21 protein-coding genes are annotated in these 20,466 nt (G+C 55.9%); 20 read left to right on the forward strand and 1 reads right to left on the reverse strand.

Going from position 1 to position 20,466, the window contains the following annotated elements; translation table 11 throughout:
- Positions 1-17: 17 nt before the first annotated feature.
- From SIB58_RS07875 to SIB58_RS07935, 13 genes are all read left to right on the forward strand, one after another.
- Positions 18-1,634 (forward strand): DUF3685 domain-containing protein, encoded by a 1,617-nt coding sequence (locus SIB58_RS07875; protein ID WP_156486513.1) that lies wholly within the window; start codon positions 18-20, stop codon positions 1,632-1,634.
- Between the two features lie 55 nt (positions 1,635-1,689).
- Entirely contained in the window at positions 1,690-2,226 is a 537-nt protein-coding gene (locus SIB58_RS07880; protein WP_067325553.1) for a thylakoid membrane photosystem I accumulation factor, read from the forward strand.
- A 60-nt stretch (positions 2,227-2,286) separates the two neighbouring features.
- Positions 2,287-3,453: a F420-0:Gamma-glutamyl ligase gene (locus SIB58_RS07885; RefSeq protein ID WP_067325401.1), complete on the forward strand. Its 1,167-nt coding sequence runs from the start codon at positions 2,287-2,289 to the stop codon at positions 3,451-3,453.
- A 51-nt stretch (positions 3,454-3,504) separates the two neighbouring features.
- Positions 3,505-4,578 carry a hypothetical protein gene (locus tag SIB58_RS07890; protein ID WP_066905500.1) on the forward strand — a complete coding sequence of 358 codons (1,074 nt, stop codon included), beginning with the start codon at positions 3,505-3,507 and terminating at the stop codon, positions 4,576-4,578.
- A gap of 1 nt (position 4,579) precedes the next feature.
- Complete coding sequence (ruvX, locus tag SIB58_RS07895; RefSeq protein ID WP_066905498.1) at positions 4,580-5,086, forward strand: Holliday junction resolvase RuvX; 507 nt, start codon at positions 4,580-4,582, stop codon at positions 5,084-5,086.
- Positions 5,083-5,625 carry a DUF3727 domain-containing protein gene (locus SIB58_RS07900; protein ID WP_066905496.1) on the forward strand — a complete coding sequence of 181 codons (543 nt, stop codon included), beginning with the start codon at positions 5,083-5,085 and terminating at the stop codon, positions 5,623-5,625. The genes ruvX and SIB58_RS07900 overlap by 4 nt, the downstream gene beginning before the upstream one ends.
- Positions 5,625-6,134: a YqeG family HAD IIIA-type phosphatase gene (locus SIB58_RS07905; RefSeq protein WP_066905494.1), complete on the forward strand. Its 510-nt coding sequence runs from the start codon at positions 5,625-5,627 to the stop codon at positions 6,132-6,134. The genes SIB58_RS07900 and SIB58_RS07905 overlap by 1 nt, the downstream gene beginning before the upstream one ends.
- Positions 6,131-7,249: a glutamate 5-kinase gene (gene proB / locus SIB58_RS07910; protein WP_067325399.1), complete on the forward strand. Its 1,119-nt coding sequence runs from the start codon at positions 6,131-6,133 to the stop codon at positions 7,247-7,249. Before SIB58_RS07905 ends, proB begins: the two co-directional genes overlap by 4 nt.
- Before the next feature lie 1,093 nt (positions 7,250-8,342).
- Positions 8,343-9,422, forward strand: coding sequence for a UDP-3-O-(3-hydroxymyristoyl)glucosamine N-acyltransferase (lpxD, locus tag SIB58_RS07915; RefSeq protein ID WP_066905488.1), 1,080 nt, complete (start codon positions 8,343-8,345; stop codon positions 9,420-9,422).
- Positions 9,423-9,453: 31 nt separating this feature from the next.
- Positions 9,454-10,527 carry a 3-isopropylmalate dehydrogenase gene (leuB, locus tag SIB58_RS07920; protein WP_066905485.1) on the forward strand — a complete coding sequence of 358 codons (1,074 nt, stop codon included), beginning with the start codon at positions 9,454-9,456 and terminating at the stop codon, positions 10,525-10,527.
- A 75-nt stretch (positions 10,528-10,602) separates the two neighbouring features.
- Entirely contained in the window at positions 10,603-11,505 is a 903-nt protein-coding gene (locus SIB58_RS07925) for a phosphoribulokinase (protein WP_066905483.1), read from the forward strand.
- A 34-nt stretch (positions 11,506-11,539) separates the two neighbouring features.
- On the forward strand, positions 11,540-11,884 hold the full coding sequence (locus SIB58_RS07930) for a hypothetical protein (RefSeq protein ID WP_156486512.1): 345 nt from the start codon (positions 11,540-11,542) through the stop codon (positions 11,882-11,884).
- A complete protein-coding gene (locus SIB58_RS07935; RefSeq protein WP_066905481.1) occupies positions 11,881-12,714 on the forward strand; it encodes a prepilin peptidase in 834 nt (277 codons plus the stop codon). The genes SIB58_RS07930 and SIB58_RS07935 overlap by 4 nt, the downstream gene beginning before the upstream one ends.
- 83 nt (positions 12,715-12,797) lie before the next feature.
- Here SIB58_RS07935 and SIB58_RS07940 read toward each other — a convergent pair whose 3' ends face one another.
- A complete protein-coding gene (locus tag SIB58_RS07940; protein ID WP_066905479.1) occupies positions 12,798-13,346 on the reverse strand; it encodes a ferritin in 549 nt (182 codons plus the stop codon).
- Positions 13,347-13,621: 275 nt separating this feature from the next.
- On the opposite strand from SIB58_RS07940, the gene accD reads away from it, so the two are divergent.
- The 7 genes from accD (at position 13,622) to SIB58_RS07975 (ending at position 20,459) form a co-directional block, all read left to right on the forward strand.
- The gene (gene accD, locus SIB58_RS07945; RefSeq protein WP_066905476.1) at positions 13,622-14,503 is read left to right on the forward strand and encodes an acetyl-CoA carboxylase, carboxyltransferase subunit beta; all 882 of its coding nucleotides are present in this window, start codon (positions 13,622-13,624) and stop codon (positions 14,501-14,503) included.
- A 47-nt stretch (positions 14,504-14,550) separates the two neighbouring features.
- Positions 14,551-14,895: a hypothetical protein gene (locus SIB58_RS07950; RefSeq protein ID WP_369813407.1), complete on the forward strand. Its 345-nt coding sequence runs from the start codon at positions 14,551-14,553 to the stop codon at positions 14,893-14,895.
- A 31-nt stretch (positions 14,896-14,926) separates the two neighbouring features.
- On the forward strand, positions 14,927-16,006 hold the full coding sequence (locus tag SIB58_RS07955; RefSeq protein ID WP_066905474.1) for a Gfo/Idh/MocA family protein: 1,080 nt from the start codon (positions 14,927-14,929) through the stop codon (positions 16,004-16,006).
- 114 nt (positions 16,007-16,120) lie between these two features.
- Positions 16,121-16,876: a hypothetical protein gene (locus SIB58_RS07960; protein WP_066905472.1), complete on the forward strand. Its 756-nt coding sequence runs from the start codon at positions 16,121-16,123 to the stop codon at positions 16,874-16,876.
- Positions 16,877-17,187: 311 nt separating this feature from the next.
- Positions 17,188-18,255, forward strand: a complete 1,068-nt coding sequence (locus SIB58_RS07965) for a class I fructose-bisphosphate aldolase (protein WP_066905470.1) — start codon at positions 17,188-17,190, stop codon at positions 18,253-18,255.
- A gap of 127 nt (positions 18,256-18,382) precedes the next feature.
- Entirely contained in the window at positions 18,383-19,456 is a 1,074-nt protein-coding gene (fba, locus tag SIB58_RS07970; protein WP_066905468.1) for a class II fructose-bisphosphate aldolase, read from the forward strand.
- 322 nt (positions 19,457-19,778) lie between these two features.
- Entirely contained in the window at positions 19,779-20,459 is a 681-nt protein-coding gene (locus SIB58_RS07975) for a TMEM175 family protein (protein ID WP_066905466.1), read from the forward strand.
- Positions 20,460-20,466: the final 7 nt, after the last annotated feature.

Consider the following 20,466-nt stretch of genomic DNA (forward strand, 5'->3'; position numbering starts at 1 on the left):
CACAGTTTCAGGGCATCGTGATCGACCAGGACCGGGAGATTCTGCTTTTCGCTCCCGATCTTCTCGGTGAAAGCCTTGCTGCGGAACTCTCCACTGACGAGCTGACACTTCGGGTCAGACGTTCGGCTGATCAGCTTCAGGGTCATCCGTCACTGGTGATCTGGTCTCTGCCGTCGGAGACGCAGCCTCTGATCCTGGAGCGGGAGATCCTTCAGCTGCAACAACGCTGGACTCCTACACCAACATTGCTGCTGTTACCCGCCGACTACAGACGTGATCCCCAGGCACTGCTCTCGTTGAACTGCGACGGCATCCTTCAGGACCCTGACCTAGCAGCCCTCAAGGAGGCGGTTCAGACCCTTCTTAACGGAGGCAGGGTGCTGAAGTTCAAGCCCCATTCAGCTCACGCCTCAACCAGCGAGCAGGACCTGAGCATGGTGCAGTGGCTTCTGGTCAGTGGTCTGCAGCAGATCGGTCGAGATCTCCAGGTCGTCGAAGCGCTGCTCGATCCCCCGCCTGAGCATCTTGTGATGCGACTGTTGCTAGAAGGTCGTTGTCGTGAACTGCGCAGTGCCAGGAACCTACTTCTTTGGCTCTGGGGACCTCTTCACACCAGCCTTGCTGAGGTGGTGCCCCTGCGTGATCAGAGCCAATCCTTAGAACTGACTCTGAGCAACCGGCAACCGACGGCCGTCTGGCATGCCATTCAGCAACGACTCGAAGGAGCTGTGAGCAGTGGACTGGGAAACGGCACAGGTCAGTTGCTGGCCATTGAAGGACTTCATCCGGAACGCCGCCGTGACCTTTTGTTGGCTCTTCTGCAGCAATTGCATGAGGTTCTCTTACGTCTGCGTAGCGATGAGCTCGTCAGCACACGCGACCAGAAAGCACTGAGTGCTCGCTGGCAGTCCTTGCAGACGGAAGTGAAGCAACAGGCTTTGCGCAGCGTTGCAGGCAATTATGTGAGGCTTCCGCAGGGCGAAAGTCTTGTTGCCGTGGCCGAGCAGCTGGTGGATCGGACGGATCTCCGGCAATCGGATGATGAGCTGCCAGATCCACAAAGCATGCTGGCGTCGCTGGTTCTGGATCAACCGGTCCTCGTCGATGGTCAGCTGCTTCCCTCGGACGACCCCAGGGCTCTGCTGCAGCTGGAGACCCTGATCAGCAACTGGCTTGTGCGCACAGCTGAGCTGATTGGTTCCGAACTGCTCGGCATCTGCGGCGAATGGCCCGAACTGCGCCGTTATCTCCTGCAGCAGAATCTGATCTCAACGCGCGAACTCGAACGTCTGCGCAACCAACTCAACAGTCAGTCGCGCTGGCAGGACTGGATTGAACGTCCGATCCGCTTGTATGAAAGTCGAAGATTGCTGTTCAGCCTCAAGACAGGACGCATCGAACCGTTGCTTTTGACCGAGCCGAGAGATGAGGAGCTCAGGCGACTGCGCTGGTGGCAACAGCAGGTCGCACTGATCGTGGAAGCCCGTGATGCCATCGCTCCGCAGGTTCAGGCCCTGGTCAAACGTCTTGGTGACCTGATGGTGGTGGTGCTGACCCAGGTGGTGGGTCGGGCCATCGGTCTGATCGGACGTGGCATTGCTCAAGGGATGGGTCGAAGTCTCGGGCGCAGCTGACTTGTCAGCGGCCAGGGTTGACCAGGGCTCAGAATGCAGGGACTGTTCCGCTGCCATGACCGCGTTGCTGATCCGTTCCATCGTCGCGGTGCTGGCCTTGATGCTGATGGCTTTACCGGCTCAGGCCATCCGGGAAACCGACAGCTACGACGGCAATATCTTCGCGCTTTATGCCGGTAACGGATCTCTGGTTCCTCCGGCCGTCACCCTGGCTGAGTCCCAGCAAGCAGGGCGCACGAGCGTCATCGTCTTCTACCTCGATGACAGCAGCACAAGCAAAGCCTTCTCTCCAGCTGTGTCGGAACTTCAGAGGCTCTGGGGAAACAGCGTGGATCTCCTGCCTTTGACCACTGATGCACTGCAGGGGAGAACCACCAGCGACCACAGTGATCCGGCGTATTACTGGCACGGCATTGTTCCGCAGGTGGTGGTGATCGACGGAGATGGCCAGCTGTTGCTCGATGAGGAGGGGCAAGTTCCTCTGGAGCAGATCAACGCCGCCATCAGTCAGGCAACCGGACTTCCCGCTCCACAGGGAGAAAGCATGAGCCTCAGTTTCAACGAGCTCAACACGGAAGTGATCTCACGTTGAACGTTCATGCGGACGCCTTACGCTGCGCGCCATTGAGACCGGCCGACAGCCGACGCTGACATGTGTGTTCTGCTTGTGATCCTGCTCCTGATCGGACTGGGAGTGTTCTGGATCGAAGCGCGGCACCGCCTGAGGCCCGCATCGCCGCTGAAACTCCGTCAACTGGACTGGAGTGTCGCGACCAAAGGCCATGACCTTGAACTGGAGGGATGGATCGAAATCACCAATCCTCATGCGCGCATGGAGGTGATGGTGCCTGAGCTGCAGGTCAAACCGGTGCTGATCGGCAGCTCGGACCTCAGCGATGTGATGGTCAGAACCCGGATCACACCCCACCATCCTGACGAGGACACCCGGGCCGACGGGTACTGGCCGGCCTACATCGTGAAAGGACACAAAAGCACTCGCATCAAGGTCAGTGTCAGCCTCAGCGGTCTGACAGATGCTGCGGTTGCCGATCGGGTCGATACGGTCTGGATGGATGTCCACTGGATGAACTACGGCCCCTTCGGACGTCTCAATCGTCGCCAGGGCGTCGTGGTGCCTCTGCGCAGACCCGCTGTGCTTCAGCCCAGCAAAGCTGAATTCCGCTCAGGGGAGAACTGCAAAGTGCTTCCTCTGAAGACACACCTGCTTGGCCCTCTTGACAGCACCATTGAGGTGCTTCGTGACTATGCGGGCGAGCTGGTGCAACCAGGGGACATTCTCACGATCGGGGAAACCCCTGTCGCGGTGATTCAGGGGAGATACACCCATCCATCCATGGTCGAACCGTCCTGGATCGCTCGGTTGCTCTGCCGCGTGTTCCACCCCACCAGCAGCCTCGCCACGGCCTGCGGCTTACAAACACTGATCGATCAGGTCGGACCCACCCGAGTCCTGCTCGCGTGGTCGATCGGCTTGGCGCTGAAAATGGTTGGATTCAAAGGCTGGTTCTATCGACTCGCCGGCGATCAAGCGCGCCTGATTGATGACATCACAGGAACAACCCCCCCTTACGACCAAACCATCGTGCTTGGCCCTGAGGACCCGGTCCGGCTTTGCCAGGATGCTGCAGACACCCTCGGCGTTGGCGTTGCAATCGTTGATGTCAACGATCTTGGACGGGTGAAGGTCCTGGCCTCTAGCAGCGGCTGTGATGAAGCGCTGCTCCATCGCGCCCTGCGCCCCAACCCGGCGGGGAATGCCAACGAGCGCACTCCACTGGTGCTGGTCAGGCCGGCTTGACCTCAGACAACGAAAGGCGGCGATAGATTTAAAAGGTGGTGGAGGCCTGCCGTGGCAACGTCAGCGGGATTCCGGCTCCGGGTCGAGCCCTTGAAAGCTGGGCATTTGGGCCAGATCGCATCGGTTTCCGATCCCTGTTCCAATATTGAAAACAGCGCTCTGCAGAGCCTGCTGGTTCAGTCATGGTTTAGCCGTCTCGAACAGTTTCTTCCTGACCCTCTCAATGCGCGACTCACGCGGGTGCTCGCTCTGATCGAGTCGTCCTCAGAATCAGCGGACCAGATTGAATCCCTGCTTCTGATGCGCTCCAGCAACCGTCGCAACAGTTGCTGGCATCTCGACGTTCTCACCCTTGCTTCACCTCGTCACTTCAGTGGCCAGCAAGGCCTGCGATTGCTGATCCAACAGGCGCTGAACGATGACATCGCTCGCTGTCGCAGCTGGCTCGTACGCTGCGACCCAACGGACCGACCGCAACTTGATCTGTTGCGAGAGCTTGGCTTCCAGCCTCTGCGCCAGGCGCGCATCTGGAATCCGCCGATCCCGGTTTCGCCATCACCCCCTGAAGCGCAGCGCAGCCTGCAGCTTTCAGATGGACTCTGCTGGAATCCTCTCAACCAGGACAATGCTCGACAGCTGTTGGCCCTGGAGCAGGCCAGCATCAGCCCACAACACAGACAGATCCTCGATCGCCAGTGGTGCGATCTGCTCGACCTGCGCGGCGGCGGGTCAACGGTTTTGACCGTTGAGAGAGATGGAAGCAGTCAGGTGATTGCAGGGCTGATCAGACGTCCCTGGGGGATGGATTCACCCCGTCTGGAAGTGCTGCGTGGACCGGCGTGGGATGAACGCATCGGCATTGGGTTACCCGCAGCGTTGTCTCAACTGCTCAGTCAGCAGGTTCCCCCAACACTCCTCGTAGCGGAGGAGGACCATCAGCTGAGGTCCATACTCGCAAGCCAGGGATGGCAGGAAGGACCACTGGAAATGATGCTGGGGCGAAGCATCTGGAGGCGTGTGCACCAGCGCAGCCTGGGTGGGCTCAGGCCACTTGAATCCATGCTCGGTCGCCTGCAGCCTCAACAACCTCCACTCCCAACCCCAAGCCTGGCCCCGAGGCGATGAGTTGAGCTCACGTCCCCGTGCGCGATCGGCTCTCAGCCTTGATGTAGGCCGTCGAAGAATCGGACTGGCAGGCTGTGATGGCCTTGGCTTGACGGTCACACCACTCCAAGCGTTGAAACGTGGCGACTTCGGCAACGATGTCAGTCAAATCAAAAAACTCTGCGTTGAACGCCGGGTTGAGGCTCTGGTCGTGGGGCTCCCCCTGGATGAGATCGGCAACCCGACCACGCAAGCCAAACACTGTTATCGCTACGGAGTCCGCCTGGCCCGCGCCTTGTCACTGCCGATGGCCCTTGTGAACGAGCACAGCAGCAGCTGGGCAGCTGGAGAACGCCATCAACTGCATGGTGATCGCACTGGGCGACTGGATAGCGCCGCTGCAGCACTGCTGCTTGAACAGTGGCTGGCCGATGGGCCTGAGCCACAACCAGTCCAGATGGCGCCTGTCGATCGTGGCGAAACGGATGCTGATGCAAGATCCTGTATTTCAATTCCTCCAGCGCCATGAGTTCAAGCGGACCTGCTTCCAGCGGTGAGGTGCCCACCGTTCTCGTCAAGGACCGTGACGGACACGACCTGCTCTGCTTTCTGGAGCAGCTCATTCCACTCGATGACACGGATTACGCCCTGCTCACTCCGGTTGACACGCCTGTGTGTCTGTTCCGGCTGCGAGACGGGGATGATCCAGAGCTGATTGAGAGCATCACCAGCAGTGAACCGATCCTTTCAGTCGCTGACGTCGTGCTTCAGGAACACGATCTAACTCTGGTTCGTTCAGCGGTGACTCTGACTGTGAACGGTGAGCTTGATGAACCAGATCCTGAGGAACTCGACGAAGAGGACGTTGATGATGAAACCGAAACCTATGAACTGTTGGTGAGTTTTCTGGTGGATGAACAGGAATACGGCCTGTACATCCCTCTGGATCCCTTCTTCGTGGTGGCAAGGATGGACGACGGTGCAGCCTTGCTGGTCGAAGGCGAGGAGTTCGACCGCGTTCAACCAAGGATTGAAGCCGAGCTGGATGAACAGGGACTGCCTGAGTGATGCAGCGTCACTGGCTGACACCGGATTGGGATCCAGGCCTGACCCTGGCCCACTTGCCCCTTGAACCCCTGATTGGGAGGGGAATCAGGGTTCTGCTGCTCGATGTTGACCGCACCCTGCTCCCAGGGCGTGATGTGGAACTTCCCGCTCCAATGCGTCGCTGGGCTGACGAAGCATCGCATTTGCTGCACATCCATCTGATCAGCAACAACCCCTCGCGTCAGAGAATCCAGGCAGTGGCGGATCAGCTAAAAGTGACATACACCTGCTCGGCAGCCAAGCCTCGAGGAGGAGCGATTCGCCGTGTGATCAGCAAGCTTCCCAATGTGCCCGCCGAGATCGCCATGGTGGGAGATCGCGTGTTCACTGATGTGCTTGCAGGCAACAGACTGGGTCTATACACCGTGCTGGTGAAACCACCTCGCTTAGACGGCACACCCTGCAGTCACGATCGGGTTCAAAGGCTGGAACGACATCTCGCCAGATTTTTCGGAGCCGTGGGGCCATGACGCTCAGGGTTGTGAAAGTGGGCACCAGCCTGCTGAGACAACGCCAAGAGACGTCCACAGCTGAGGCGATTGCAGGGTTGTCCAGCACACTGGCGGAAAGCATGGACAGCGGTGATCGAACGGTGTTGGTGTCATCTGGAGCCGTTGGTCTCGGCTGCCAACGGCTCGGAATGAAGCAGCGTCCCCTCAGCCTTCAAGGCCTGCAGGCTGCCGCATCAGTGGGCCAGGGATATCTGATGAGCCTTTATGAAAAGGCCTTCTCCCGCCACTCCATTCCCGTAGCGCAGGTGCTTCTCACTCGCGCGGACTTGGAAGACCGCCTGAGCTACCACAACGCATCCGCCACACTGAATCAGCTGCTGGAGTGGGGAGTGCTTCCCGTGGTGAATGAAAACGACACGGTGTCATCGGACGAACTGAAATTCGGCGACAACGACACCCTCTCAGCACTCGTGGCTGCTGCACTTAAAGCGGATGAACTGATTCTGCTCACTGATGTGGACAGTCTTTATTCAGCGGATCCTCGTAGTGATCTCAATGCAACTCCAATCAAGGATGTGCATGATGCTGAACAGATCGGGGCGCTTGAAGAAGGTGCAGGCAACGGCGGCAAGTGGGGGACCGGGGGAATGGCCACAAAGCTTGCGGCTGCTCGAATCGCTACCGCAAGCGGCGTCAGAGTGCATCTGGGCGATGGCCGAAAGTCTGAGGCCTTGCGGAACATTCTGCGAGGAGGGAGAGGCGGCACTGTTTTCCATCCCCATCCTCAACCGCTTGGCAATCGCAAGAGTTGGCTAGCCCATGCACTGAAGCCAACAGGTTCGTTGCACCTTGATCCAGGGGCCTGCAGGGCACTGCTGAACAAGGGAGCTTCGCTTCTGCTTGTTGGTGTCACCGAGCTCGATGGCCAGTTCGACGCCAATCAGGCTGTGCTCCTGCTTGATGAGGACGGCCAGGAGGTGGCTCGAGGTCTTGCGACAATGAGTAGCAAGAGGTTGAAAGATCTGCTGACCAGGCAGTCACCCAATCAGACAACCACCGGCGGTTCACCAGTTGTGGTTCATCGCGACGCCATGGTTTTGACGATGCCCACCACACGCAATGGCTTTAATTAACAAACAGTGAGTGAAAATTAGAACTTTAAAGGGGATGAACTTGCTCAATTCATCAAGCCCACACATTGACGCAGCACTAATTCAAACATTAATTCAGCCAAAGACTACTTGTTCGCAGAAAGCCCCATATAGTACCCAAATCCGTTGGCACAAATCATGCTCAAAAAGAGAAAGGGAATAATGATATTGGCGTAATCGAGGGCCAGCCAAGACGTTAAAAGAAATGCTCCAACAGAGGCAGCAGCAAATAAACTGACAATCGGGTCCTGTTTCGTCGACATAACATAATCAACAAGCCATATCATTTTAGCGAGAGATTGGCCACGTAGCGGTATCAGCTTCTACCACAACAAACAACGCCGGAAACCAAACATCGTTCAACCATACCTCCCTCAGCCGCACACGAACCATTCAATCCAACAAGAATGATTCAGCAAAACCGGAAAGAATTGATTCTTTCAAACAGACGAACGCTTTGGCATCGAACCAGCAGAGAAGAACTACTTAATAGCAGGCAAAATCACATAGATATAAAGAAGAAGGAACGAATATAAACCGCCAAGAATCAGAACCCACTTCGACATAACTGATTAATGAGATGGCACATCATAGCCAACAGACCACCCAACCCTGTTCCAGACAAAGCAAAATCGGAAAAAGGCAACACGCAAACACGAAAGAGACGCCGCAAAAACAAACATTGAAATCAGTTTATCAAAACAATGACTCCAAAAATTCAGGCCAAAAAGCTCAGCACTCATGGACTTAATCTCAAAAATTCAAAACGCAAAAATGCTGAAGCATTTCCTTGGAGACATTGACACAATCAGGAAGAGTCAAATGTCGTCAAATTCTTTCATGAACCATCATCGGCTCGAGGCGTTCGGCAAACGCAGTCAGCCAGAACCGCCAACTTACGCTCTCAAAAAGTCCTGATTTCGCAACAGTTGAGCGTGCATCATCAACCTCTTTGCCAGCTAAATTAACCGGAACCTCTCACTGGATTCTCCAAGGCTGTCAGCAACGAATGCGTTGCGAACCAACCTGAGAATGTCAGCTGTGAAAACGATGTTCAGTCAATCGGTACGTCTCCATGCGCTTCAGCGAGTTGATCGCCTTTCTTGAGCAGGGCGAATCCGGCATTCTGAAGGTGTCCACAGGCCAAGATCCGGACCTGCGTGGGGCGGCCTCTCTTGAGTTCGCACAATCCGATCAGCTCAGTTTCCTTGAACAGGGCAACGCCCTGATCACCAGCCTGGAAACCAGTGCAGTGGGTGCACTACTTCTCCCTGATCAGGAGGATCTGAAGACAATTGCCGAGCAAAGACAACTGGCCTGGGCCATCTGTCGCGATCCAAGACTTGCTTTCGCTGAGGCACTGGAACAACTGCATCCCCGTCCTGTTCAGAACGCCGGCATTCATCCCAGCGCCGTGATCTCCGATCGCGTGCAGATTGGCGCTGGTGTCAGCGTCTGCGCCAACGTGACGATTGGCGATGACACCCGGATCGGAGCTCAAACCGTGATCCATCCAGGCGTGGTGATCTACGGCAACGTGGAGATCGGGGAAGGCTGCGAATTGCACGCTAATGCCGTTCTCCACCCCGGATGCCGCATTGGCAAGGGTTGCGTTGTGCATTCCAATGCAGTGGTGGGATCCGAGGGGTTTGGCTTTGTTCCAACGGCCAAGGGTTGGCGCAAGATGCCCCAGACCGGATTGGTGGTTCTCGAAGATGGAGTCGAGATCGGCTGCGGGAGCACGATTGATCGTCCTTCCGTCGGTGAAACGCGAATTGGAGCCGGCAGCAAAGTCGACAACCTGGTCCAGATCGGCCACGGCGTGGTGACGGGACGGGGCTGCGCCCTGGCCTCACAGGTGGGTATCGCCGGCGGAGCGCGTCTCGGTCATGGGGTGATACTTGCCGGACAGGTCGGCGTCGCCAATCGTGCCGTGATCGGCGACAGAGCCATCGCGAGCTCCAAAAGCGGCATCCATGGCGAGATCGCCTCAGGGGAAGTGGTGAGTGGTTATCCAGCCATTCCCAACAGGCTCTGGCTGCGCTGCTCTGCGGCCTTCAGCAAACTGCCGGAAATGACCAAACAGCTCCGTCATCTCCAGCGCCAGGTGGCTCCAGCAGCCTCCATGCCTGAAGGATCAGAGACCGCTCAGTAATCTCCCCCCAGCACTGTCCGGGCTCGGCAACATGGATCAGCATCGTGTCGTTCTTCTGCCCGGTGACGGCATTGGTCCGGAAATCACAGCCGTGGCCCGACAGCTTCTTGAAGTCGTCGCCGCACGTTTCGACTTCAGCCTGACGTTCGATGAACAACTGATCGGTGGAGCCGCCATCGACGCAACCGGAGAACCTTTGCCGGCAAGCACGCTGGAGATATGCCGTGCAGCGGATGCCGTCTTGCTGGCCGCGATCGGCAGTCCACGTTTCGATGCATTGCCAAGAGACAAGCGACCGGAAAGCGGACTGCTTGCTCTGCGTTCAGGCATGGAGCTGTTCGCCAATCTCCGTCCGGTGAAGATTGTGCCTGCCTTGATTGATGCCAGCAGTCTCCGGCCAGAAGTGATTGAAGGAGTCGATCTGATGGTCGTCCGTGAACTCACGGGCGGCATTTACTTCGGCCAACCAAAGGGTCGAATCGAAGCAGACGGAGAGGAACGGGGCTTCAACACCATGACCTACTCGAATTCAGAGGTGGATCGGATCGCCAGAGTGGCGTTCGAGCTGGCGGCTGAGCGCAGAGGTCAACTCTGCTCAGTCGACAAGGCCAACGTTCTTGACGTCAGCCAGCTGTGGAGAGACCGAGTGAATGCCTTGTCCAGCAACTACAGCGCGGTGGAGGTGAGTCACATGTACGTGGACAACGCCGCCATGCAGCTGGTGCGGGCTCCGCGTCAGTTCGATGTCTTACTCACAGGCAATCTTTTCGGCGACATTCTCAGCGATGAGGCCGCCATGCTCACGGGATCCATCGGCATGTTGCCCTCAGCGTCTCTCGGAAGTGAAGGGCCGGGGCTCTTTGAGCCGGTGCATGGATCAGCTCCGGACATTGCCGGACAAGACAAGGCCAACCCCATGGCCATGGTTCTCTCCGCAGCGATGATGCTGAGGACAGGATTGAAGCAGCCCAGCGCTGCTGACGCACTGGAAAAGGCTGTGGATCAGGTGCTGGCCAAGGGCTTCCGCACCGGCGATCTGATGGCGGAAGGTTGCACACCACTGGGTTGCAAGGCGATGGGTGAAGAGCTGCTCAAGGCACTCTGAACAGATTTGATCAAGCAAAATTCGAAATCGGTCCGTTGACCTGCCAAACTCTTCGGGCCAGATCTGCCTCCGTCGATGTCGAAGCGTCACCCCGTCGTGGCTGTCACCGGTTCCTCAGGTGCCGGCACCAGCACCGTGAAGCGTGCCTTCGAGCACATCTTCGCCCGTGAAAGCATCACACCGGCTGTCGTTGAAGGTGACAGCTATCACCGCTTCGAGCGCATGGCCATGAAAGATGCCATGGCTGATGCACTGGCCAAGGGTGAGAACTTCTCCCACTTCGGCCCTGAAGCCAACCTGTTCGACAAGCTTGAGGAACTGTTCCGCGTCTACGGCGAAACAGGAGGGGGGCAGAAGCGTTATTACCTGCACAGTCCTGAAGAAGCCGCTGAACACAATTCACGTCTGGGAGTCGATCTGAACCCGGGGCAGTTCACACCCTGGGAAGACATTCCCACGGGCACTGACCTGCTGTTTTACGAAGGTCTTCACGGTGGCGTGAAAGGTGATGCCTACGACGTGGCATCACTTGCTGATCTCCTGGTCGGTGTGGTGCCGATCACCAATCTCGAATGGATTCAGAAGATCCACCGTGACAATGCCGAGCGTGGCTATTCAGCTGAAGCAATTGTGGACACCATCCTCCGCAGGATGCCTGACTACATCAATCACATCTGTCCCCAGTTCAGCCGTACCGATATCAATTTCCAGCGAGTCCCCACAGTCGATACATCCAACCCCTTCATCTGCAGGAACATTCCCAGCCCGGACGAAAGCTTTGTGATCATTCACTTCCGCAAGGGTGCTCGAGAGAAATGGGGTATTGACTTCAACGATCTTCTGAACATGATCCACGACTCCTTCATGTCAAGTCCCACCAGCATTGTGGTGAACGGAGGCAAAATGGGATTCGCCATGGAACTGATCCTCACTCCAATCATTCATCGCATGATTGAAGAGAAGAAAAAACTGAACTGATTTCTTCTCAGCAGTAGCTCCAATCAGTCCTATCGTGGGCTCATCTGATGGTTCAGGTGGGCCTATTTCTGTTTCTCCTCCATCCTTCGTGATCGCGGGAGCCGGCGGAAACGCCAGCCTCACTCCACGCTGGGACCGAGTGGACAGCAGACGTCTGATCGCTTTGGCACGAAGCATTTATTTCCAGCATCTGAGCGAATCAACCCATTCACTCGAACCCTGCGGAGTGGTGGTGAATATCCATCTCACCGAGGGACGTGTGGTTCTCAATGCCCCAACGCTGTTGCCCGACGAACAATTCATCAGTGCAGAACTGATCAGTCGCAGGCTCAGGCGACCACGCAATCCAAAAGAACGGCTCAGAGGGCAGGGGTCTTGAACCCACTCCTGTTGATCGTGCTGCTGACAGGAGCCTGTGTTGGCAGCTTCATCAACGTAGTCGTCTGGCGGCTTCCGAGAGAAGAGTCCGTTGTGTGGCCCGGCAGTCGCTGCCCTCACTGCGGCCATTCCGTGCAATGGCACGACAACATCCCCGTGCTTGGCTGGCTGGCTCTGCGAGGACGCTGCCGCAGCTGCAATCAACCCATTTCAGCGCGTTACCCCCTGGTTGAGGCGCTCACAGCAGGCTTGTGGCTGAGTGCGACGTGGGCCATCGGCTTCAGCTCTAGCACGTTGTCAACAGACCCCATAACGACCCTGGTCACGCTGGTGGGCGGAGTCGTGCTGATCAGCCTGTTGATGCCGCTGGTGCTGATCGACATCGATCACCTCTGGCTGCCGGAACCGATCTGCCGCGGAGGAGTGATTGCAGGTCTGCTGGCCACTGGACTTGTTGCAGCCTTTGCAGAGCAGCAGATGGCGGGAAGCCTTCTGTTCAATCATCTGCTGGCGTCAGCAGCGGGGTTACTGGTGCTGGAAGCACTCAGCGCTTTGGCCGAACGCTTGGTGGGTCAGCCTGCACTGGGGTTGGGTGACGCCAAACTGGCAGCCATGGCCGGGGCATGGCTGGGACTGGCTGGACTGGGCGTGGCGATGGGCATCGCTGTGATTTCAGGAGCATTGTTCGGGATCATTGGCAGGATCACAGGCCGCCTGAAACCCAGAGAACCTTTTCCATTCGGTCCTTTCATTGGTGTTGGGATCTGGCTGGTCTGGTTAATGGGCCCCCAATGGTGGTGGACTCAGTGGCTGGCTCTGATTGGACCATGAAAAAGCCCGTTGAACCGGGTTGGACAGACAACGGGCTCAGTTATTCAGTTAAGAAGAATGGAATCTTCTGATCGCACTTTCAGTCAGGCAGCACCGCCGCCGCCAGCACCGGCAATGTCAAAGGCTCCTCCTGCTTTGACATTGGCAAGCAGAGTTCCGTCGAGGAACTGCTGGTCAAGCAGAATTAATGCAGAAGCACTGGAATCAGCAAGACGCAAACGCTTCAGAACAAATCGGGCTTCTGCCTCTTCCTGCAACTGCTCGCCTACAAACCAATCGAGCATGGCTGTGGCAGCTCTGTCATTCTCCTTCTCACATAACGTGTAAATATTACTGATCGACTTCGTTACAGTTTTCTCCATTTCATACACCTTGTCAAAAAGTGCTTTAACGGACTGCCACTGCCTTTCGGGCGAATTGATGGTAGGCAGCTGAACCTCACTTTCACTATCCACAAGATAGGAAATGAATCTTGAAGCGTGACCTCGCTCCTCGGTACTCTTATTGAGCATATAACTGGAAAAACCAATCAAATCTCTTTCGCGCAGCCAAATCGACATCGCAAGATATGTATGACTAGCTTGAAATTCAAGCGCAAGATGTTCATTGATTGCCGAAGTATGCGATGCCATGAAAAGAAAGCTGATAATTTTTTATAGACATGCCATTCCCAGCGAGGCCTAGAGCAAAGATTAAAAACCGCTTCGATCATGCAGCATGAGTAACAAATGCTACGCGTCAGCATCGTCTGCTTTAGCGCTCGATTTTGGGACTGGCCGTGCTCAGAACTCAGGAGAAAAAGTCGATCAGCATCAACTTGAAAAACGCTCCTCATCGCGACAAGAAGCCGCGATGGCATGGTTCTTGGCCTGGTCCGTCTTTAAATAGACCGGTCTGGAACGTCCCCGTGTCTCTTTTCGACTGGTTCGCTGATCGCCGCAAGGGTCAGTCCGTGGTCAAGGTCGCGCAGGAACCGGAGGAGGGGGATGGTCTCTGGAGCAAATGTCCTGAATGCTCCCAGGTGGTCTATCGCAAAGACCTTCTGGCCAATGCAAGCGTCTGCGGCAACTGCAGTTATCACCACCGCATCTTTAGTGCTGAACGAATCGCGATCATTGCCGACGAGGGCAGCTTTGAACCGCTCGACGATGACCTGACTCCCACCGACCCACTGGGGTTTAAGGATCGACGTGCCTATGCCGATCGTCTGCGTGAAACCCAAGCAAGTACAGGACTTCGTGATGGCGTCATTACGGGGCTCTGCCGGGTGGACGACATACCCATGGCCCTCGCCGTGATGGATTTCCGCTTCATGGGGGGATCCATGGGTTCCGTTGTGGGGGAGAAAATCACCCGTCTCATTGAGGCGGCCACAGCCAAGCGCCTGCCGCTGCTGATCGTCTGTGCCTCAGGAGGTGCACGCATGCAGGAAGGCATGCTGAGCCTGATGCAGATGGCCAAGATTTCCGGTGCTCTGGAACGCCATCGGGAAGCCGGTGTGCTTTACATGCCACTGCTCACGCACCCCACAACCGGAGGCGTAACAGCGAGTTTCGCCATGCTCGGCGATTTGATCCTCGCCGAACCGAAGGCTCTGATCGGCTTTGCAGGTCGAAGAGTCATTGAACAAACCCTGCGGGAGAAGCTTCCCGACAACTTCCAGACGGCCGAATACCTTCAAGACCATGGCTTCGTTGACACAATCGTTCCGCGAACGCAGCTGAAAAACACCTTGGCAACACTCCTAAGCCTGCATGGCTGTCGTCCCGCGCTCGCCGTCCAGACATGAACGGAAATCTGTCTAAACGAGTCAAACAGTCTCTGATATCAGCACTGTTGGCGGTGCTGATCGTGGTGCTGGCCCAGCCTGTTATCGCCGGTCCTGTGGATTGGCGTGAAGTGCCATCCACCAGCGAAGGGCAGCAGTGGTGGGATGCCGGAAGCGTCCGCAGAACGAAGGAGGGCAATGTGTCTGTTCTCAGTCGCTACAGCCTGAAAACAGAAGATGAGTCGCCTGCGCTGGGGACGCTTGTGGTGATGGAAATCGATTGTGATCAGTCGCTTTACCGTGACACTCAGAAGAACGGCCTGCCTCGATTCAGAGCTGAATGGGAAGCACCGTCCAAAGATGACCTGATCACCGAAGTCATCAACGCTGTCTGCAGTTCCGAACTGACCTGACTGCTTCCTTTCACCCGTCGCCCGGTTCACCATGGCTCCCAATCCGACACCTCAACTCCCGATTGGTGTTGCCATCGCCGGTCTCGGATTCGGCGAAGCGGTGCATCTGCCCGCTCTGCAGAACGTTTCCGAACTGGAACCTGTCGCTCTCTGGCATCCTCGTCAGGATCGGCTGGATCAGGCCTGCAGCAACTTCGGGCTGACTGGCTACAGCCACTGGGACTCACTCCTCGAGGATTCCCAAGTCGATGCAGTCATCATTGCCACACCACCGGCCCCGCGTTATGAGCTGGCGAAGCGAGCTCTGAAAGCAGGCAAGCATCTGCTGCTTGAGAAACCGGTCGCCCTGAACGCGGGGGAGGTGGCGGATCTGCAGCGCGAAGCCATCGGCAGAGGTCTCAGCGTTGCCGTTGACTTCGAATACAGAGCAGTACCGTTGTTTCAACAGGCAGCACGCCTCCTCCAGCAGGGAGCCGTGGGAACTCCCTGGCTGGTGAAACTGGACTGGTTGATGAGCAGCAGAGCCAATCCGCAACGAGCCTGGAACTGGTACTCGCAGGCACAGCAGGGAGGAGGCGTTCTCGGAGCTCTGGGGACCCATGCCTTTGACACTTTGGCCTGGTTGATCGGTTCTGTGGGAGAACCACAGGCCATGACACGCACCGCCATTGAACGGCGACCAGATTCCGGAGGCAGCATGCGAGCCGTCGACGCTGACGACATTGCCCTGATCAATGTCGAATTAGCGACTCATCAGGGAGGCGCTGTAGCCGCACAAATGGCATTGTCTTCGGTTGCACGCAATGGTCGTGGCTGCTGGATTGAGATCTACGGATCCGAAGGCAGTCTGGTTCTCGGAAGTGAAAACCAGAAGGATTACGTGCATGGTTTTTCCCTCACCCTGCAGAGAGATGGAGAAGCTCCTCGCCACGTCCAGCCGGATGAGGATCTGCGCTTCGGCACAACATGGAGTGATGGACGCGTGGCCCCTGTCGCTCGTCTGCAGCGCTGGTGGGCGGAAAGCATCCACAGCGGCCATCCGATGGTGCCCGGCCTCGCTGAGGGCCTGGCGAGTCAGCAAGCCTGTGACAGGACTTTGTCGTCACGCTGATTGCGGAAGCACATAACGCGTGGCCAACTTCGTATCAACGGCAACTGCTTGGCGTGTCTTTAAAAAAGCTAGGCATTTTTTAAATCGCTTTAATGAAAATGAATTTTTTGATCAATGCTCAAAAAAACAACCTGTTTTGCAGCGCTGCTTTTAATGGCGGCATGCTCATCTGGATCGGTCAGTGACGACTCATCCAAGGACAAGGAAAAACTCTCAGCCGATAGAAGTGAGGTCGAAGCCTATGAGCAGAACGACACCACCCTTTCGGGAGAACAGAACAACAAAGATTTCGTCAACAAACTCGACGACACTGACCTTGTCAGCGCTCTGAGGGATGGTGGCCATGTCATCTACCTCCGGCACACGAAAACCGTTAAGGATTGGGGTGATCAGGTCAGCCCCGCACTGAATCTTTCCGATTGCAACACTCAGCGGCGCCTGAGTACCGAAGGCAAGGCTGATGCCAAAGTCATCGGTGAAGGCATCAAGGCCGCAAACATTCCTATCGGAGATGTCATCTCAAGCGACTACTGCCGTGCCTACAACACCGCTGATCTCGCTTTCGGCAGATACACCAAGAATTCAAACCTGAATTTCCTGCCCTGTGTTGAGTGCACTCCGGACGATTACAAGGAATACGCCGCGCGTGTCGCTCCTTTGATGTCCGCGCTGCCTGAGACCGGGAAAAACACTGTCCTCGTTGGGCATGACGATCCTTTCCAGGGAGTGACCATGCCGGTCGTTCCGACCAATGGTATTTATCCAGCACCCATGGGTGTTGCCTACGTTGTGAAGCCCCTCGGAGATGACAAATTCGAGTTGGTCGCCAAGATCCTTCCCAATCAGTGGGAGCCTCTCTCTCAACTTTGATTTGGCTTGATCCAGATAGAAGCTTCGAACAGCAAAAAGCCGGCTCCTCAAGGAGCCGGCTTTTTTTTCGCCTCAGGGCAGTGAAAAACCAGCTTGTCCGAGGCGCGCGAACCGCGAGCAGGAAATCAGCTGGAGCCGCAAGTCGTCAGTGGATCAAATCCCATAGCCCAACCGCTAGCAAGCGGCAAGCCAACATTGGAGCAAAAATCAAATGTTGCAATAACTACGTAGCAAATCTCACCCAAAGGTGTAAACAGAGTGTCCTTGGTGTCCTTCTGGACCCCGAGACTCTCTCAATTCCGAAGAATCAAATGGCACTGTCTGATTATTCCTCCGAACTGATTGCAACCGCGCAATCCCTCGCCTCACCTGGCAAGGGAATTCTCGCTGTGGATGAATCCACCAAGACCATTGGCAAGCGCCTGGGCTCCATCGGAGTTGAGAACACCGAAGCCAATCGCCAGGCTTACCGCGGAATGCTCTTCACCACCGCCGGCCTCGGAGACTTCATCAGCGGCGCCATTCTCTACGAAGAGACCCTCTTCCAGAACCATGCCGACGGCGAGTCGATGGTGAGCAAGCTTGGAAAGCTGGGCATTATTCCCGGCATCAAGGTCGACAAGGGCCTGCGTCCGCTGGCAGGCGCTGGCTCGGTCGAAACCCTTTGCACTGGTCTGGACGGACTGGTCGAACGTGCCGCCGACTATTACGCCCAAGGTGCGCGTTTCGCCAAATGGCGCGCCGTTTTGCAGATCACTTCAGACGGCTGCCCCTCACCATTGTCTGTTCGGGAGAATGCCTGGGGCCTGGCTCGCTACGCCCGCTCAGTCCAGGAATCCGGCCTTGTTCCGATTGTGGAGCCAGAAATCCTGATGGATGGTGATCACACCATCGAAACCACGGCCCGAATTCAGGAGCACGTGATCCAGGAGGTTTATCACGCCTGTCAGGCCAACGGTGTTCTACTCGAAGGAACGCTGCTGAAGCCTTCGATGACCGTGCAGGGTGCCGATTGCTCCGACAAGGCTGATCCAGCCAAAGTCGCTGCGATGACTGTGCGCACTCTGGAACGCAGCGTCCCCGCAAGCGTTCCCGGCATCGTCTTCCTCTCTGGTGGCCTGAGCGAAGAAGCGGCATCGGTCTACCTGAACAACATGAACACCATTGAGCGCAAGGCGAAGTGGAATCTGGGCTTCTCCTACGGAAGAGCACTGCAGCACTCCTGCCTGAAGGGATGGGCAGGCACCAATCTCGAAGCTGGCCAGAAAGCACTGCTTGCACGTGCACAAGCCAACTCTGAGGCCTCACTCGGCCGTTATGTGCCCGGCTCCCAGCCCTCCTCCGATGAGCAACTGTTCGTAGCCGGCTACACCTATTGATTCATCATCACGCACAGCCTGTCGCCACTTCCGCGACAGGCCTGCGTGACAAATTGAACGCCACTCAGGTAAAGTCTCGCCCCTACGGACCTTTTAGTCCGCTAGGGCTTTTTTTTGGACTTTTTCTATGGCGCTCGTTCCGCTTCGGCTTCTGCTCGACCACGCTGCCGAAAACGGCTACGGCATCCCTGCATTCAACGTCAACAACCTTGAGCAGGTGCAGGCAATCATGGAAGCGGCCGACGAGACCGACAGCCCGGTCATCCTGCAGGCTTCCCGTGGCGCACGCAGCTATGCGGGTGAGATTTTTCTACGCCACCTGATCCTGGCCGCAACTGAAACCTATCCCCACATTCCAGTGGTGATGCATCAGGACCATGGAAATGCCCCTGATACCTGCTATTCGGCGGCCATCAATGGATTCACTTCCGTGATGATGGATGGATCACTGGAAGCTGACGCCAAAACACCCGCCAGTTACGACTACAACGTTGCAGTGACCAAGCAAGTTGTTGATTTTGCCCACTCCGTTGGCGTGAGTGTCGAAGGTGAACTGGGATGCCTGGGTTCACTGGAGACCGGAAAAGGCGAAGCCGAAGATGGCCATGGCTTCGAGGGTGAACTCTCCAAAGACATGCTTCTTACCGATCCAGCAGAAGCCGCAGATTTCGTGGCAAAAACCAAGTGTGACGCTCTGGCCATCGCGATCGGCACCAGCCATGGCGCTTACAAATTCACCCGCAAACCCACCGGTGAAGTGCTGGCCATCAGCCGAATCGCTGAGATTCACAAGGCCATTCCTAACACTCACCTGGTGATGCACGGATCCTCCTCAGTGCCCCAGGAGTGGCTGGAGATGATTAACAAGCATGGCGGTTCAATCCCTGAAACCTATGGAGTGCCTGTCGAGGAAATCCAGGAAGGGATTCGCAACGGTGTTCGCAAAGTGAACATCGATACTGACAATCGCCTTGCTTTCACAGCCGCAGTGCGTGAGGCTGCGATCGCTGATCCAGCTAATTTTGACCCCCGCCATTTCAACAAGCCTGCTCGCAAATACATGAAGCAGGTCTGCCTTGACCGCTATCAGCAGTTCTGGGCAGCAGGCAATGCCAGCAAAATTCAACAGCAGAGCATCACCTACTACGCCGGCCTCTACGCCAAGGGTGCACTGGATCCCAAAGCTGCTGTTGCTGTCTGATCAACTTGATTGCACAATTTGCATCGCAAAGGGGCCATCAGGCCCTTTTTTTTGGACTTTCAACGATCATTTCAAAGCCTCAAACAGGCCTTGACTTGCTCAATCATCATTAATCAGCATAAAAAAGGATTCAAGAAGACAAGCAATCCGACACATTTCATCCACTCAATAACCATCAAATGCCCCTTTCAAGAAAAGGAGCAGAAGCTTAAAAAAGCATACTCACAATATCCGAATCAACAAAAGAGCAATCCATATCCAATAAGGCGCAGAGCTCATCATGAGGCGAGCTCTACCATGGAAATCCAGTGGTCACTTTCGAATGGACGGCGTTCAAAATCCAATCTCGCCTTCCGAGCGGCGATCATTCGATCGATTAATCAATTTCACGGATGCTGTTGTTGCAATCGCCATTACCCTTCAACTGCTTCCACTTGTTGACATTAAAGCGACTGATGGAGAGTCAATGTGGAAACTAATCAGCGATAACTCATCTCAAATTTTTGCTTTTTGGCTTAGCCTTTTAATCCTTTCCGTACTCTGGCTTAAGCACAATCAGGTCTTCAATTCGATGAGGGCTTTTGATGGGACGATTTTCTGGTTGAATTCAATTTGGATGGCATTGATTGTCTTTCTACCCTGGCCTACAGCACTTTACGGTTCCTTGAATGATGGCCAGCTGACTGAATCACAGGGAATTGGTCTTTTTTACTGGTGGACACTCGCCCTGATCAGCGGCATTGGATGGCTTGAGGCAATCCATGCATGGCAAAAGCCGGAGCTGTTAGAGCAGTCAGTACTCCTGGAGCGGAGAGAAAACTCTGGACTCAAAAAATATCGTGGTGCAGGCTTCGTTGCAGCTTTTCTATTGATTGGTCTTGCTGCTGAATTTTCACCTCAGCTGACTCCCTATCTGAGTATTGGAATTATTCCAATGGACTTGCTGCTGAGAAAAAGATCAGGACGCAAAAGCAGACAGATTGATGTAGGCGACAGCCTCTGAAAGAAAC

The organism is Synechococcus sp. MIT S9504 (assembly GCF_047497135.1).
In the GTDB taxonomy this organism is placed as follows: Bacteria; Cyanobacteriota; Cyanobacteriia; order PCC-6307; family Cyanobiaceae; genus Synechococcus_C.

Coding starts and splice junctions, on each gene's coding strand:
- SIB58_RS07880 (WP_067325553.1), top strand. CDS start 1,690: ATGACCGCGTTGCTGATCCGTTCCATCGTCGCGGTGCTGGCCTTGATG.
- SIB58_RS07885 (WP_067325401.1), top strand. CDS start 2,287: ATGTGTGTTCTGCTTGTGATCCTGCTCCTGATCGGACTGGGAGTGTTC.
- SIB58_RS07900 (WP_066905496.1), top strand. CDS start 5,083: ATGAGTTCAAGCGGACCTGCTTCCAGCGGTGAGGTGCCCACCGTTCTC.
- SIB58_RS07905 (WP_066905494.1), top strand. CDS start 5,625: ATGCAGCGTCACTGGCTGACACCGGATTGGGATCCAGGCCTGACCCTG.
- proB (WP_067325399.1), top strand. CDS start 6,131: ATGACGCTCAGGGTTGTGAAAGTGGGCACCAGCCTGCTGAGACAACGC.
- lpxD (WP_066905488.1), top strand. CDS start 8,343: ATGCGCTTCAGCGAGTTGATCGCCTTTCTTGAGCAGGGCGAATCCGGC.
- leuB (WP_066905485.1), top strand. CDS start 9,454: ATGGATCAGCATCGTGTCGTTCTTCTGCCCGGTGACGGCATTGGTCCG.
- SIB58_RS07925 (WP_066905483.1), top strand. CDS start 10,603: ATGTCGAAGCGTCACCCCGTCGTGGCTGTCACCGGTTCCTCAGGTGCC.
- SIB58_RS07940 (WP_066905479.1), bottom strand. CDS start 13,346: ATGGCATCGCATACTTCGGCAATCAATGAACATCTTGCGCTTGAATTT.
- SIB58_RS07955 (WP_066905474.1), top strand. CDS start 14,927: ATGGCTCCCAATCCGACACCTCAACTCCCGATTGGTGTTGCCATCGCC.
- SIB58_RS07960 (WP_066905472.1), top strand. CDS start 16,121: ATGCTCAAAAAAACAACCTGTTTTGCAGCGCTGCTTTTAATGGCGGCA.
- SIB58_RS07965 (WP_066905470.1), top strand. CDS start 17,188: ATGGCACTGTCTGATTATTCCTCCGAACTGATTGCAACCGCGCAATCC.
- fba (WP_066905468.1), top strand. CDS start 18,383: ATGGCGCTCGTTCCGCTTCGGCTTCTGCTCGACCACGCTGCCGAAAAC.
- SIB58_RS07975 (WP_066905466.1), top strand. CDS start 19,779: ATGGACGGCGTTCAAAATCCAATCTCGCCTTCCGAGCGGCGATCATTC.